General features: G+C 60.2%; 15 protein-coding genes and 1 tRNA gene. 2 read left to right on the top strand and 14 right to left on the bottom strand.

Going from position 1 to position 14,145, the window contains the following annotated elements:
* Window position 1: 1 nt before the first annotated feature.
* The 8 genes from hscA to trmJ all read right to left on the bottom strand — a co-directional run bounded on the left by hscA (window position 2) and on the right by trmJ (window position 6,672).
* Window positions 2-1,867, bottom strand: coding sequence for a Fe-S protein assembly chaperone HscA (gene hscA / locus FFS12_RS00315; protein ID WP_137885019.1), 1,866 nt, complete (start codon window positions 1,865-1,867; stop codon window positions 2-4).
* 42 nt (window positions 1,868-1,909) lie between these two features.
* Complete coding sequence (gene hscB / locus FFS12_RS00310) at window positions 1,910-2,431, bottom strand: co-chaperone HscB (RefSeq protein ID WP_137885018.1); 522 nt, start codon at window positions 2,429-2,431, stop codon at window positions 1,910-1,912.
* 7 nt (window positions 2,432-2,438) lie between these two features.
* The gene (iscA, locus tag FFS12_RS00305; RefSeq protein WP_119955965.1) at window positions 2,439-2,762 is read right to left on the bottom strand and encodes an iron-sulfur cluster assembly protein IscA; all 324 of its coding nucleotides are present in this window, start codon (window positions 2,760-2,762) and stop codon (window positions 2,439-2,441) included.
* 44 nt (window positions 2,763-2,806) lie between these two features.
* On the bottom strand, window positions 2,807-3,193 hold the full coding sequence (iscU, locus tag FFS12_RS00300; protein ID WP_137819540.1) for a Fe-S cluster assembly scaffold IscU: 387 nt from the start codon (window positions 3,191-3,193) through the stop codon (window positions 2,807-2,809).
* Between the two features lie 41 nt (window positions 3,194-3,234).
* A complete protein-coding gene (locus FFS12_RS00295) occupies window positions 3,235-4,449 on the bottom strand; it encodes an IscS subfamily cysteine desulfurase (RefSeq protein WP_137885017.1) in 1,215 nt (404 codons plus the stop codon).
* Window positions 4,450-4,494: 45 nt separating this feature from the next.
* Window positions 4,495-4,986 carry a Fe-S cluster assembly transcriptional regulator IscR gene (iscR, locus tag FFS12_RS00290; protein WP_137819542.1) on the bottom strand — a complete coding sequence of 164 codons (492 nt, stop codon included), beginning with the start codon at window positions 4,984-4,986 and terminating at the stop codon, window positions 4,495-4,497.
* Window positions 4,987-5,123: 137 nt separating this feature from the next.
* Window positions 5,124-5,900 (bottom strand): serine O-acetyltransferase, encoded by a 777-nt coding sequence (gene cysE / locus FFS12_RS00285; protein WP_137885016.1) that lies wholly within the window; start codon window positions 5,898-5,900, stop codon window positions 5,124-5,126.
* Window positions 5,893-6,672 (bottom strand): tRNA (cytosine(32)/uridine(32)-2'-O)-methyltransferase TrmJ, encoded by a 780-nt coding sequence (gene trmJ / locus FFS12_RS00280; protein WP_137885015.1) that lies wholly within the window; start codon window positions 6,670-6,672, stop codon window positions 5,893-5,895. The genes cysE and trmJ overlap by 8 nt, the downstream gene beginning before the upstream one ends.
* Before the next feature lie 145 nt (window positions 6,673-6,817).
* On the opposite strand from trmJ, the gene suhB reads away from it, so the two are divergent.
* On the top strand, window positions 6,818-7,633 hold the full coding sequence (gene suhB, locus FFS12_RS00275; RefSeq protein ID WP_137885014.1) for an inositol-phosphate phosphatase: 816 nt from the start codon (window positions 6,818-6,820) through the stop codon (window positions 7,631-7,633).
* Between the two features lie 96 nt (window positions 7,634-7,729).
* Here the strand turns inward: suhB and FFS12_RS00270 are convergent, their stop codons facing one another.
* The 6 genes from FFS12_RS00270 to queA form a co-directional block, all read right to left on the bottom strand.
* Window positions 7,730-8,272 (bottom strand): glycine zipper 2TM domain-containing protein, encoded by a 543-nt coding sequence (locus FFS12_RS00270; protein ID WP_137885013.1) that lies wholly within the window; start codon window positions 8,270-8,272, stop codon window positions 7,730-7,732.
* Between the two features lie 128 nt (window positions 8,273-8,400).
* Complete coding sequence (gene secF / locus FFS12_RS00265) at window positions 8,401-9,312, bottom strand: protein translocase subunit SecF (RefSeq protein ID WP_137885012.1); 912 nt, start codon at window positions 9,310-9,312, stop codon at window positions 8,401-8,403.
* A gap of 9 nt (window positions 9,313-9,321) precedes the next feature.
* Entirely contained in the window at window positions 9,322-11,190 is a 1,869-nt protein-coding gene (secD, locus tag FFS12_RS00260) for a protein translocase subunit SecD (RefSeq protein ID WP_137885011.1), read from the bottom strand.
* Window positions 11,191-11,252: 62 nt separating this feature from the next.
* On the bottom strand, window positions 11,253-11,591 hold the full coding sequence (gene yajC, locus FFS12_RS00255; protein WP_137885010.1) for a preprotein translocase subunit YajC: 339 nt from the start codon (window positions 11,589-11,591) through the stop codon (window positions 11,253-11,255).
* A 39-nt stretch (window positions 11,592-11,630) separates the two neighbouring features.
* Entirely contained in the window at window positions 11,631-12,746 is a 1,116-nt protein-coding gene (tgt, locus tag FFS12_RS00250; protein ID WP_171011812.1) for a tRNA guanosine(34) transglycosylase Tgt, read from the bottom strand.
* A 14-nt stretch (window positions 12,747-12,760) separates the two neighbouring features.
* Window positions 12,761-13,810: a tRNA preQ1(34) S-adenosylmethionine ribosyltransferase-isomerase QueA gene (queA, locus tag FFS12_RS00245; RefSeq protein WP_137885008.1), complete on the bottom strand. Its 1,050-nt coding sequence runs from the start codon at window positions 13,808-13,810 to the stop codon at window positions 12,761-12,763.
* A 109-nt stretch (window positions 13,811-13,919) separates the two neighbouring features.
* On the opposite strand from queA, the gene FFS12_RS00240 reads away from it, so the two are divergent.
* Window positions 13,920-14,004 (top strand) — tRNA-Leu (locus tag FFS12_RS00240).
* Window positions 14,005-14,145: the final 141 nt, after the last annotated feature.

Genomic DNA, 14,145 nt, shown 5'->3' with positions numbered 1-14,145 from the left:
ATTATTCCTCAATTTCATTCAGACGGCGTCCAGCCAGCGCAGCCTTCACCGTGGCATCCATACGGCGCGCGGCAAAAGCATCGGTAACCTGGGATAGGCGCTTGGTTTGCTGCTCGATAGCCGGACCATCGGCCCCCACCATCAACTCGCGCAACTGCTGCATGTGCAGGTCGATCACAACGCGCTCTTCCTCACTCAGCAGACGCTGACCATCGACTTCCAACGCCGCCTGCACGGCTTCGAGCAGACGCTCGGCATCCACCTGCTGCTCACGCAGAGCGCGCGCAAGCTTGTCATCACTCGCGTTACGGAAAGAGTCCTGCAGCATGCGAGCGATTTCGCCATCGGTCAGGCCATAGGACGGCTTCACCTGAATGCTCGCCTCCACACCCGAACCGAGCTCGCGCGCAGCGACACTCAGCAGTCCGTCGGCATCCACCTGGAAGGTCACGCGAATCTTCGCCGCGCCCGCCACCATTGGCGGGATTCCGCGCAATTCAAAATGCGCCAGGGAGCGACAATCACTGATCAGCTCGCGCTCGCCCTGCAGCACATGGATCTTCATGGCCGTCTGGCCGTCTTTATAGGTGGTGAAGTCTTGCGCCCGCGCCACCGGGATAGTGGTGTTGCGCGGAATGACCTTCTCCATCAGCCCGCCCATGGTCTCCAGGCCGAGCGACAGCGGAATCACATCGAGCAGCAACAGCTCTTCGCCCTCACCACGCTTATTGCCTGCCAGGGTATCCGCCTGGATCGCAGCCCCAATGGCCACCACTTGATCCGGGTCGATATCGGTCAACGGCTCGCGCGCAAATAGCTCAGCCACCGCCGAACGCACACGCGGCACGCGGGTGGAGCCACCGACCATCACCACCGCCTCGACCTCTTCAAGCTCGATCCCAGCATCGCGCACCGCTCTGCGGCAAGCCTTGAGGCTGCGTAGCAGCATCGGCTCGAGCAAGGCTTCGAAATGCTCACGCGTGAGCACGCCGCGCCATGCACCATGCGCCACCTCAACCGACGCCGCGGTGGTCAACGCCTCTTTGGCGGCACACGCACTGTGCAACAAGCTGCGCTGGGCAGCCGGCTCGATATCCGCGGAGAGCCCGGCCTCCTGCACTATCCAGCCGGCGATCGCGAGATCGAAGTCATCGCCACCCAGCGCACTATCGCCGCCAGTCGCCAACACCTCGAAGACCCCGCCCGTCAGACGCAAAATCGAAATATCGAAGGTGCCGCCGCCCAGGTCATAAATCGCCACGACGCCTTCGGCCTGCTGATCGAGACCATAAGCCACCGCCGCCGCCGTCGGCTCATTGAGCAGGCGCAGCACGTTGAGCCCGGCCAGCTTCGCCGCATCTTTGGTGGCCTGGCGCTGGGCATCGTCGAAATAGGCGGGAACCGTGATCACCGCACCGACCAACTCGCCACCCAGCGTGACTTCGGCGCGCTGACGCAACACCTTCAAAATATCGGCCGACACCTCTACCGGGCTTTTCGGCCCCTGCACGGTGTCGATAAACGGCATATGCGACTCACCACCGACGAAGCGGTAAGGCAATTGCTCGCCCAGTTGCTTGACGTCAGCCAGGCCACGCCCCATCAGGCGCTTGACCGACAACACGGTGTTGAATGGGTCACTGGCAGCTGCCGCCTTGGCGGCCTGCCCCACCTCCACGCGATCCGCGTGGTAGCGCACCGCGGACGGCATGATGACCCGACCCTCGGCGTCAGGCAAAGGCTCGGACAAGCCGCTGCGCAATGCAGCGACCAGCGAATTGGTAGTCCCCAGGTCAATCCCCACCGCCAAACGACGCTGGTGCGGCTGCGGGCTCTGTCCGGGTTCAGCGATCTGCAGTAGGGCCATGCTTGTCTGCGTATCAGGCGCGCCGCCGAAGCAGCGCGGAGGTTAATCGTCGAGGCGCTCTTCCAACTGGCGCACTTCGTAGCCGAGCTTGTCGAGGAACTGCATGCGTCGCATCAGGCGTTCGGCCTCTTCACGGCGCGCAGCGTCATCCCAACAGGCTGCAAAGCTTTCGTTGAGCTCATCCTGAGCAATCTTCAGGCGGCGCTTGAAGGTCGCCACGCCAGTCAGATCCGCGCTGTCCTGCAGGTCTTCCAACTCTTCACGCCAGTGCATCTGCTGCAAGAGAAACTCAGGGTCTTGCACCGTCACTTCTAGCGGCAGCTCACGACCGCGCAAAGCCAATAAATAGCGCGCGCGCTGCGGAGCATTTTTCAGCGTTTGATAGGCTTCATTGAGGCTGGCGGAGTGCTCCAGCGCAAGCCGTTGCTCGCGCTCGGAAGCATCCGCAAAGCGATCCGGATGAACACTGCGCGCCAGCTCGCGATAACGCGCGGCCAGCTGCTCAAGATTCAAACGGAAGCTCGGCTGCAAATCAAATAAGGCGAAATGACAAGGGGTACCCACAGCAGCCTCAGATATTGAAGCTCTCGCCGCAGCCACATTCGCCGCGCACGTTGGGGTTATTGAACTTGAAGCCTTCGTTCAAACCTTCCTTGACGAAGTCGAGCTCAGTACCGTCGAGGTAGACCAGGCTTTTCGGGTCGATGATCACCTTGACACCGTGACTCTCGAACACCTGATCTTCACTCTGAGCCTCATCAACGAACTCCAGCACGTAGGCCAGGCCAGAGCAGCCCGTGGTACGAACACCCAAACGAATGCCCTCGCCCTTGCCCCGCCCGTCAAGGGAACGACGCACGTGCTGAGCAGCTGCTTCGGTCATGCTGATAGCCATCGGAACTCCTTATTCGTAGAGCGGTTATGCATAGAACCCTTTACTTAGAGCAAACCTTTCTTCTGCTTGTAGTCATGCACGGCCGCCTTGATGGCGTCCTCGGCGAGTACAGAGCAGTGGATCTTCACCGGCGGCAGCGCCAGTTCTTCGGCCAGCTGGGTGTTTTTGATGGTCTCAGCCTCATCCAGCGTCTTACCCTTCATCCACTCGGTGGCGAGGGAGCTGGAAGCGATCGCCGAACCGCAGCCGTAGGTCTTGAACTTGGCATCTTCGATCACGCCGTGCTCGTTGACCTTGATCTGCAGACGCATCACGTCGCCGCAGGCCGGCGCACCGACCATGCCGGTGCCGACATTGGGGTCTTCCGCATCCATCTTGCCGACGTTGCGCGGGTTTTCGTAGTGGTCAATGACCTTTTCACTGTATGCCATGGTGCTATTCCTCTCTCATCAGGTGCCGCTCATCGGCAGCGTTAGTGTGCCGCCCATTCGACCTTGGACAGATCGACACCCTCTTTGAACATGTCCCACAACGGCGACAATTCGCGCAACTTGGTAACCGCCTCGCGAACCTTCTGCGCGGCGTAATCGACCTCTTCCTCAGTGGTGAAGCGGCCGAAAGAGAAACGGATCGAGCTGTGCGCCAGCTCATCGTTGCGGCCCAAGGCGCGCAGCACGTAAGACGGCTCCAGCGAGGCCGAGGTGCAGGCCGAACCGGACGATACCGCCAGATCCTTGAGCGCCATGATCAGCGACTCGCCTTCGACGTAGTTGAAGCTCAGGTTGAGGTTGTGCGGCACACGGGCAGTGGTACTGCCGTTCACATACAACTCTTCAAGGCCATCAACCTGCTTGAAGAAACGATCACTCAGAGCACGAATCCGCTGGTTTTCCTGCACCATGTCTTCCTTGGCAATCCGGAAAGCTTCACCCATGCCGACAATCTGGTGAGTCGCCAGGGTGCCGGAGCGCATACCACGCTCATGACCACCACCGTGAGTCTGGGCTTCCAGGCGCACACGCGGCTTGCGACTCACATAAAGTGCGCCAATGCCTTTCGGGCCGTAGGTTTTATGGGCGGAGAAGGACATCAGATCGACCTTGAGCTTTGCCAGGTCGATCTCCACTTTGCCAGTGGATTGAGCCGCATCGACATGGAACAGCACGCCACGGGAGCGCGTCAGCTCACCAATGGCCGCGATGTCGTTGATGGTGCCGATTTCGTTGTTGACGTGCATAACCGACACCAGAATGGTGTCTTCCCGCAGGGCCGCCCCGACCATCGCCGGCGTGATCAAACCATCTTCGCCCGGCTCGAGGTAGGTAACCTCGAAACCTTCGCGCTCGAGCTGCCGGGTAGTGTCCAACACGGCCTTGTGCTCGATCTTCGAGGTGACCAGGTGCTTGCCCTTAGTCGAGTAGAAGTGCGCAACCCCCTTGATCGCCAGGTTGTCGGACTCGGTAGCACCGGAGGTCCAGACGATCTCGCGCGGATCGGCGTTGACCAACTCAGCCACCTGACGACGCGCATTCTCCACCGACTCTTCAGCCTTCCAGCCAAACACGTGGGAGCGCGACGCGGGATTACCGAAGTTGCCATCGACTAACAGGCACTCGCTCATCTTCTGCGCAACACGCGGATCGACCGGTGTCGTCGCGGAATAATCGAGATAAATCGGCAATTTCATTGATGCTCTCCTATCAGGTATAGGCCTATCAGCCAGGCGCCCTACTCAGTCAACGGCGGACGCTTCAATCTTATCTAGGCGCGGCGCCCTGCCATGGCAGTGCCGCTGATCCTGGCGCTGGGCGACTTCTTGCACCTCATGACGGGTAACAAGGTCAGCCAAGCTAATGCCACTCAGAAACTCATGAATCTGCTGGCTGAGGTCGAACCACAGGTGGTGAGTCAAGCAGGTGTCACCGGCATGGCAATCGCCCAACCCCTGGCAACGCGTGGCATCGACCGACTCATTGACAGCATCAATGACCTGCGCAACCTGGATACTCTGCATGCCTCGCGACAGCTGATAACCGCCACCAGGCCCGCGCACGCTAGAGACCAAATTGCCGCGGCGCAGCTTGGCGAACAACTGCTCCAGATAGGACAGGGAAATGCCTTGGCGTTCGGAAATATCAGCCAAGGACACCGGTCCATGCTGCGCGTGCAGCGCCAAATCGAGCATGGCGGTAACGGCGTAACGGCCTTTGGTAGTCAGTCGCATGGCTTGTACCGCGAGGTCACTGGTTGGGCGCGAGTATGCTATTTCCGAGTATTTAGGTCAACTATAAGACCCATCAAGACACTCGGGATTAGCCACAACGGGGTCGCGCAGCATAGCAAAACGGGCATAGCGCCGCATTAAGCCGCCGGCTTGTCGCCCGACTCCTTAACGTCCGCGAAATCCTCGTCACGCAAGGCCGGCAACTCTTTTGCACAGTAGTCACTGCCCAACGCTTTGAGGGCCGCGCACATTCCCTCCAGACGGCCATCTACGGCTTGCAGATGATCGAGCAACTGACCAATGGCCTTAGCTATAGGATCCGGCATGTCCTGACTGACGCCATAGGCATCGAAACCTAGCTTTTCGGCGATAGCCTGGCGCTTAGCCTCCAGCTCATCATCGACCTTAGCAATGATCCGCCCCGGAATCCCGACCACGGTCGCGCCGGCCGGCACCGCCTTGGTCACCACCGCATTGGAGCCAACCTTAGCCCCCGCACCGACAGTGAACGGCCCCAGCACCTTGGCTCCCGCCCCCACCACTACGCCGTCCTCCAGCGTGGGGTGGCGCTTGCCTTTATTCCAGCTGGTACCGCCAAGCGTCACGCCCTGATAGAGCGTGACGTCATCACCGATTTCCGCAGTCTCGCCAATCACAATGCCCATACCGTGATCGATGAAAAACCGCCGGCCGATCTTCGCCCCCGGATGAATCTCAATCCCGGTCAGCCAACGCGCAAAGTTAGAGACCAGTCGCGCCAGCCATTTCCAACCCGCCAGCCAAAGCCAGCCGGACAGGCGATGAAACCAGATCGCATGCAAACCGGGATAGCAAGTCAGCACCTCGAAAGCATTACGCGCAGCTGGATCGCGATGGAATACGCTCTGAATATCTTCTCGCACGCGCTCAAACATCATCATCTCTCCGCTTATGGGGCTCACCGCGGGCAGTCTTCTGGGTTTCAGTCAAAATGCCGCGCAGGATGTTCATTTCCGACTTATTAACCGCACTGCGACCAAACAAGCGACGCAGGCGAGACATCAAATGCCGCGGCTTCTCCGGATCCAGAAAGCCAATATCCACCAGGGTACTCTCGAGGTGCCCGTAGAACAGCTCCATCTCATCCATGGTAGCCAACTGCCCACTGCGCACCGAGGTCACCTCGAACTTCTCCACCTTCGTCGGCCGCCCCTGCGCAGCCAACCAGGCCATGCGCACCTCATAGCCCAACACCTGCACCGCAGCAGCAAGATTGAGCGAGCTGAACTCAGGGTCAGAAGGAATGTGCACATGGAAATGACAGCGCTGCAGCTCGTCATTGGTCAACCCGGCATACTCACGGCCGAACACCAGCGCCACCTCGGCGCCCTGCCCAGCATGCTCACAGGCAGCCGCCCCGCACTCACGCGGATCCAGTAGCGGCCAGGGAATACGCCGGTCCCGCGCACTGGTACCCAACACCAAACTACAGCCGACCAAAGCCTCTTCCAGCGTGGCGACCACCTGGGCGCCATCCAGAATATCGTTGGCACCGGAAGCCCGGGAGACAGCCTCGGCGCTGGGAAAATCTTCCGGATCCACCAGCACCAAACGCGACAAACCCATGTTCTTCATGGCGCGCGCAGCCCCGCCGATATTGCCGGGATGGCTGGTATTGACCAAGATCACGCGAATATTTTGCAGCAACGCAGGCGCTCACACAGACGGCAAAGGGGAGCAAATCTTACAGAACCCCCCCAGCAAACGCCATGCAAGGTACAGGCAGGCCTTCTTACTTGGGGGTTTTCTGCTAGAATGTTCGGCTTTCTTTAACGACCCAGGTGAAACCTCCATGCAGCCCATGCTGAATATCGCGCTGCGCGCAGCCCGCAGCGCCGCAGAACTGATTTTCCGCTCCATCGAGCGCCTGGACGTCATCTCGGTCGACGAGAAAGATGCCAAGGACTATGTGACCGAGGTCGATCGCGCCGCCGAACAAAGTATCATCGCCGCCCTGCGCAAAGCCTACCCCACCCATGGCTTCCTCGGCGAAGAAGGCGGCCTGATCGAAGGCAGCGGCGATGGCGCCGACTACCTATGGATCATCGACCCACTCGACGGCACCACCAACTTCGTGCGCGGCGTGCCGCACTTTGCCGTCAGCATCGCCTGCAAATACCGCGGCCGCCTGGAACACGCCGTAGTGCTCGACCCGGTTCGCCAGGAAGAATTCACCGCCAGCCGCGGCCGTGGCGCCGCCCTTAACGGTCGCCGCCTGCGCGTCAGCCCACGCAAAAGCCTGGAAGGCGCCCTGATCGGCACCGGCTTCCCGTTCCGCGACAGCCAGATCGACAACCTGGACAATTACCTGAACATGTTCCGTAGCCTGGTCGGCCAGACCGCCGGCATCCGCCGCGCGGGCGCCGCCAGCCTGGATCTGGCCTACGTCGCTGCAGGACGTTTCGACGCCTTCTGGGAGTTCGGCCTGTCCGAGTGGGATATGGCTGCCGGCGCACTGCTGATCCAGGAAGCCGGCGGCCTGGTCAGCGACTTCAGCGGCGGCCACGAATTCCTTGAGAAAGGTCATATCGTTGCAGGCAACACCAAGTGCTTCAAGGCCGTGCTGACAGCCATCCAACCGCACCTGTCACCCTCGCTGAAACGCTAGATCCGGCAACTTACAAGAAACCCGGCCTGACGCCGGGTTTTTGCTGCCCACAAAAAAGCGCCCCGCAGGGCGCTTTTCTATTTGGATCCAAGCCACCTACTGAGCAACCTGCCCCAGCACCAGCTGACCTTCTTTGGTGACCGGAATCTGGGCGCCCGGGTCGTGATCCATACGGACCTGCCCGACCTTACCGTCCAACTCATATTTAACGTTGTAACCAACCAGCTTGTCACTGGTATCGGTCACCGTATTGCAGCGCGTTTCGGTGGTGGTGTAAGTGTCGTTGGCCTGCATGTTTTCCTGGACTTTGTTGCCGGCATAGCCGCCGCCCACAGCACCAGCAACGGTGGCAATCTTCTTGCCACTGCCACCACCCACTTGATTCCCGAGCAAACCACCAGCTACGGCACCCAGCACGCTACCAACGACCTGATGCTGGTCCTTGACCGGTTTTTGCCGAGTCACGGTGACATCTTTGCAGACCTGACGCGGAGTCTTGATGGTTTCCTTGATCGGCTCTACAGCAAGCACCTCTGCATACTCGGGGCCGCCACTAACCAAACTGTAAGTAGCTACAGCACCACCGGCGGTAACTCCTACCGCACCCAGCACCGCACCAACGAGCATCGACTTGTTCACTTGAACCTCCTGACTGCACTCAAACAGGTATTTACACACCTTAGTCCCAGGGTTTGAGCGCAATAACACTCACCAAGTTCCCTACCCCTGCCCGCCGCTACGCCACCAGCGAGTTAAAGATCACAATCCTAGGGGCGCTCATCGACTTCCTCGGCGGCAACCGGCGGAATCAGATCCTCAACACCCAGACTCAGCCAGATCAGCACCACGTTGGCGATATAGATCGACGAGTAGGTACCCGCCATCACCCCCACGAACAGCGCGATGGAGAAGCCGAACAAGTTATCGCCACCCCACACCAACAAAGCCGCGATCGCCAGCAGGGTGGAGATCGAGGTCGCCATGGTCCGCAACAACGTCTGGGTGGTCGAGATATTGATGTTCTCGATCAGGTTGGCCTTGCGCAGCACGCGGAAGTTCTCGCGCACCCGATCGAATACCACGATGGTGTCGTTCAGCGAGTAACCGATGATCGCCAGCACCGCCGCCAGCACCGTCAGGTCGAAGGTGATCTGGAAGAATGAGAGGATACCGAGAGTGATCACCACGTCGTGTACCAGCGAGACGATGGCGCCGACGGCGAACTTCCACTGGAAGCGGAACGCCAGGTAGAGCATGACGCCGCCCAGGGCCAGCAGCATGCCCAGACCACCCTGATCGCGCAGCTCCTCGCCCACCTGCGGGCCGACGAACTCGGCGCGCTTGACCTGCGCCGGGTTGTCGCCATCCACCCGCTGCAACGCCTCGGCCACCTGACTACCCAGCTGCGGGTCGTCGCCCGGCATCCGCACCAGCACGTCGGTAGTGGCGCCGAAGCTCTGCACCACGGCCTCCTCGAAACCGGCCGCGACCAGCTGCTCACGCACCTGGCCGAGGTCCGCCGGCCGCTCATAGGTCAGCTCGATCAGCGTGCCGCCGGTGAAATCCAGGCCGTAGTTCAGCCCCTTGGTGAACCAGCTGAACAGCGCCAGCAGGGTCAGGAACAGGGTCACGGCGAACGCAAGATTGCGCACGCCCATAAAGTTAATCGTACGTTTCATGTTGGCCCCTTAAATCCACAGCTTCTTGAAGTCACGACCACCGAAAATCAGGTTGATCATGCCGCGGGTCACCATGATGGCGGTGAACATCGAGGTGAGGATGCCGAGCGACATGGTCACCGCGAAGCCTTTCACCGGGCCGGTGCCCATGGCGAAGAGGATGCCGCCGACCAGCAGGGTGGTCAGGTTGGAGTCGAGAATCGCCGAGTAGGCTCGATCGAAACCCTCATGGATAGCGCGCTGCACCGACATGCCGTTGGCGATCTCCTCGCGGATCCGCGAGAAGATCAGCACGTTGGCGTCCACCGCCATGCCCATGGTCAGCACTATACCGGCGATCCCCGGCAGGGTCAGGGTGGCGTTCAGCGCCGACATCAGCGCCAGCAGCAGGACCATGTTGAAGGCCAGCGCCAGGGTCGCCAGCACACCGAAGAACCGGTAAATGGCGATGATGAACAGGGAAACCAACAGCATGCCCCAAAGCGACGCATCGATCCCCTTGGTGATGTTGTCCGCACCCAGGCTCGGGCCAATGGTGCGCTCTTCGGCGAAGTACATCGGCGCCGCTAGACCGCCGGCACGCAGCAGCAGAGCCAGCTCAGAGGACTCACCCTTTCCCTCTAGGCCAGTGATGCGGAATTGGCTGCCCAATGGCGACTGAATAGTGGCCAGGCTGATGATCTTCTTCTCTTCCTTGAAGGTCTGTACCGCAACCTCCTTCTCGACGCCGTCGACCACCTGCTTAACGTAACGGGTCAGCGGTTTCTGCTCGATAAAGATCACCGCCATGCTGCGCCCGACGTTATTGCGGGTCGCGCGGTTCATCAGCTCGCCACCATGACCATCCAGACGGATGTTCACTTGCGGACGACCATTCTCATCGAAGCTCGCCTGGGCATCGGTGACCTGATCCCCGGTGATGATCAGACCACGCTCCAGCGGCACGGCCGGCCGGCCAGGCTCACGAAATTCGAAGGACTCGGTGGTCGCCTTGGTCGCATCCTGGCCAGCCGCCAGACGGAACTCCAGGTTGGCGGTCTTACCGAGAATCCGCTTGGCCTCGGCCGTATCCTGCACGCCCGGCAGCTCGACCACGATGCGATTGGCGCCTTGGCGCTGCACCAGGGGCTCGGCGACGCCCAGTTCGTTGACGCGATTGCGTACGGTGGTCAGGTTTTGCTTGATCGAGTACTCACGAATCTCCGCCAGCTTGGCCGGAGTCATCTCCAGGCGCAGCACCTGCAGGCCGTTACGCTCGCTCGACGTCAGCTGAAAGTCGGTGAAGTCCTTACGGATCAAGCTCTGCGCCTTTTCCAGCGTCGCCTCATCGGTAAAGCCCAACTGAATCGCACCGCCCTGCTCCGGCAGGCTGCGATAACGCAGACGCTCCTTACGCAGCAAGCTCTTTACATCACCCTCGTAAACCTTACGGCGCGCATCGAGCGCCTTGTCCATGTCCACTTCCAAGAGGAAATGCACACCACCGGACAAGTCCAAGCCCAGCTTCATCGGGCTCGCACCCAGACTACGCAGCCAGTTCGGCGTGGTTTGCGCCAGGTTCAGGGCCACCACATAGTCGTCGCCCAAAGCCTTACGCACGACATCCTTGGCCGGCAGCTGATCTTCTTTCTTGAGCAGCCGCACCAGCCCGCCCTTACCTTCTTTGGCCAGGGTCGCGACCTTGACCGCGATGCCGGCGTCATTCAGCGCCTTGCCCACGCGGTCCAAGTCAGCCTGCTCGACCTGCAACGCCGTGCTCGCCCCTGTGATCTGAATGGCCGGATCGTCCGGGTACAGGTTGGGCGCAGAATAAATAAAGCCGATCGCCAGCACTGCCAGGATCAGCAGGTATTTCCACAGAGGGTATTTGTTCAGCATGACGCCGCCCGCTTATGACGCGGGGCGCCTTTAGCGCCCCGTCGAATGGTAAAAATGTGAAGTTAGATGGCTTTCAGCGTGCCTTTGGGCAGCGTTGCGGCAATCGCCGCTTTCTGAATCTTCAGCTCGACGGTGTCGGACACCTCAATCACCACAAAGTCATCGGTAACCTTGTTGATCTTGCCCGCGATGCCACCGGAGGTGACCACTTCGTCGCCCTTTTGCAGGTTGCCCATCAGGCTCTTGTGCTCTTTGGCGCGCTTAGCCTGCGGGCGCCAGATCATCAGATAGAAGATCACCAGGAAGCCAGCCAGGAAAACAAACGACATGTAATCGGGAGCGGCGGCAGCGGCAACCGGCGCAGCAACATCCGCATAAGCGGCGGGAATCAGAAAGCTCATGTAACACTCCTGTTAAAAGGTCTTGGAAAGGTTGATTTATCAGTCCAGCGGCGGTGTGCTAAGGCCGCGTCGGGCATAGAAGGAATCGACGAAGGCGGCCAATGTACCCTGTTGAATAGCCTCACGCAAACCAGCCATCAGGCGCTGGTAATGGCGCAAATTGTGGATGGTATTCAACATGCTACCGAGCATTTCATCGCATTTATCCAGATGATGCAGATAGGCGCGGGAGAAGTGTTTACAGGTGTAGCAATCACAGGTCGGATCGAGCGTCGAGTCGTCGTGCTTATGCGCCGAATTACGAATCTTCAACACCCCGGTATCGACGAACAGGTGACCGTTACGGGCATTCCGGGTCGGCATCACGCAGTCGAACATGTCGACCCCACGACGCACGCCCTCGACCAGATCCTCCGGCTTGCCGACCCCCATCAGGTAGCGCGGCTTATCGGCCGGCATCTGTCCTGGTAGATAGTCCAGCACGCGAATCATCTCCTCCTTCGGCTCCCCCACCGACAGGCCGCCGATCGCCAGACCGTCAAAGCCGATCTCATTGAGCCCGTCGAGCGAACGCATGCGCAGATCCTGATGCATGCCCCCTTGAACGATCCCGAACAGAGCAGCCGTGTTGTCGCCATGGGCTATTTTCGAGCGTTTGGCCCAGCGCAGCGACAGCTCCATGGAGACTCGCGCGACCTCCACATCGGCGGGGTACGGGGTGCACTCATCGAAAATCATCACGATGTCCGAGCCCAGCTCGCGCTGCACTTGCATCGACTCCTCCGGCCCCATGAACACCTTGCTGCCATTCACCGGCGAGGCAAAGGTCACGCCCTCCTCCTTGATCTTGCGCATGGCCCCCAGGCTGAACACCTGAAAACCACCGGAGTCGGTGAGGATCGGCCCCTGCCACTGCATGAAGTCATGCAGATCGCCATGGCGCTTGATCACCTCGGTACCAGGCCGCAACCAAAGGTGGAAGGTATTGCCCAGAATGATCTGCGCTCCGATCGCTTCGATATCGCGCGGCAGCATGCCTTTGACGGTGCCGTAAGTACCGACCGGCATAAAGGCCGGAGTCTCGACAACGCCCCGCGGAAAGCTCAGGCGGCCACGACGGGCCTTGCCATCAGTGGCCAACAACTCGAAGGACATACGGCTGGTGCGAGTCATGCTTGATCCTCGGGTCCGCGTGGCGCGGGATTGCGGGTAATGAACATCGCATCACCGTAACTGAAGAAGCGGTAGCCGTGCGCCACGGCCGCCGCATAGGCGGCCATGGTTTCCGGGTAACCCGCAAACGCCGAGACCAACATCAACAAGGTGGACTCGGGCAGATGGAAGTTGGTGACCAGGGCATCGACCACATGAAAGGGTCGCCCGGGGTAGATAAAAATATCCGTATCGCCACAGAAAGGCTTGAGCTGACCATCCCGCGCCGCGCTTTCCAGCGAACGCACACTGGTCGTACCCACGGCAATCACCCGCCCACCGCGCCGACGGCAGGCAGCAACCGCATCCACCACGTCCTGGCCGACCTCGAGCCATTCGTTATGCATGTGATGGTCTTCGATACGCTCGACGCGCACCGGCTGAAAGGTGCCCGCGCCCACATGCAGCGTGACAAAGGCGGTCTCTATACCCTTGTCGCGAATCGCCGCCAGCAACGCCTGATCGAAGTGCAGCCCGGCCGTAGGCGCAGCGACAGCGCCGGCCCGCTCGGCATACACCGTCTGATAGCGCTCACGATCCGCCGCGTCGTCCGGACGGTCTATATAAGGAGGCAAAGGCATATGGCCGACGCGCTCCAGCAGCGGCAATACATCCTCACTGAAGCGCAACTCGAACAACGCATCGTGCCGCGCTAGCATCTCAGCCTCGGCACCGCCCTCGAGCAGAATCAGCGAGCCAGGTTTGGGGGATTTGCTCGAGCGCACATGCGCCAACACCCGGCGCGTATCGAGCACCCGCTCGATCAGTACTTCCAGCTTGCCGCCAGAGGCCTTCTGACCAAACAGCCGCGCGGGAATCACCCGGGTATTATTGAACACCATCAAATCGCCAGGACGCAGATGTTCCAGCAGATCGGTGAACTGGCGATGAGCCAGCGCGCCAGTCGCGCCATCGAGGGTCAGCAACCGACTGGCATGACGCTCGGCCAGCGGGTGGCGTGCGATCAGGGACTCAGGCAGCTCGAAGTTAAAATCGGCAACACGCATGATGGGAGGTCATTTTGCAGGGCCGCGAAGTTTAACGGAAATACCTAAAATTGACCACGCAACACGATTGACCAAGGGCAAACCTCTCCCTATACTGCGCGCCCATTGTGCCCCGGTGGCGGAATCGGTAGACGCGGCGGATTCAAAATCCGTTTCTTCACAGAGTGGGAGTTCGAGTCTCCCCCGGGGCACCATTAATCTCCCAGCGACTTTTTTACAGCCGCTCGCCAGACCCGCAATACCCCTCTCAAAAATGCAATTTTGCCCTCGCTGAATCGGCTCGAAAGCAGCGGAAACAGGCGCAAAATCACGCTCACAACTCGCCGTTTTCGGGG

The sequence above is a fragment of the Pseudomonas sp. 2FE genome (assembly GCF_005503735.1).
GTDB lineage: Bacteria > Pseudomonadota > Gammaproteobacteria > Pseudomonadales > Pseudomonadaceae > Aquipseudomonas.
The sequence above is the reverse complement of the archived record's forward strand: the minus strand, read 5'-3'. Positions and strand labels throughout refer to the sequence as shown.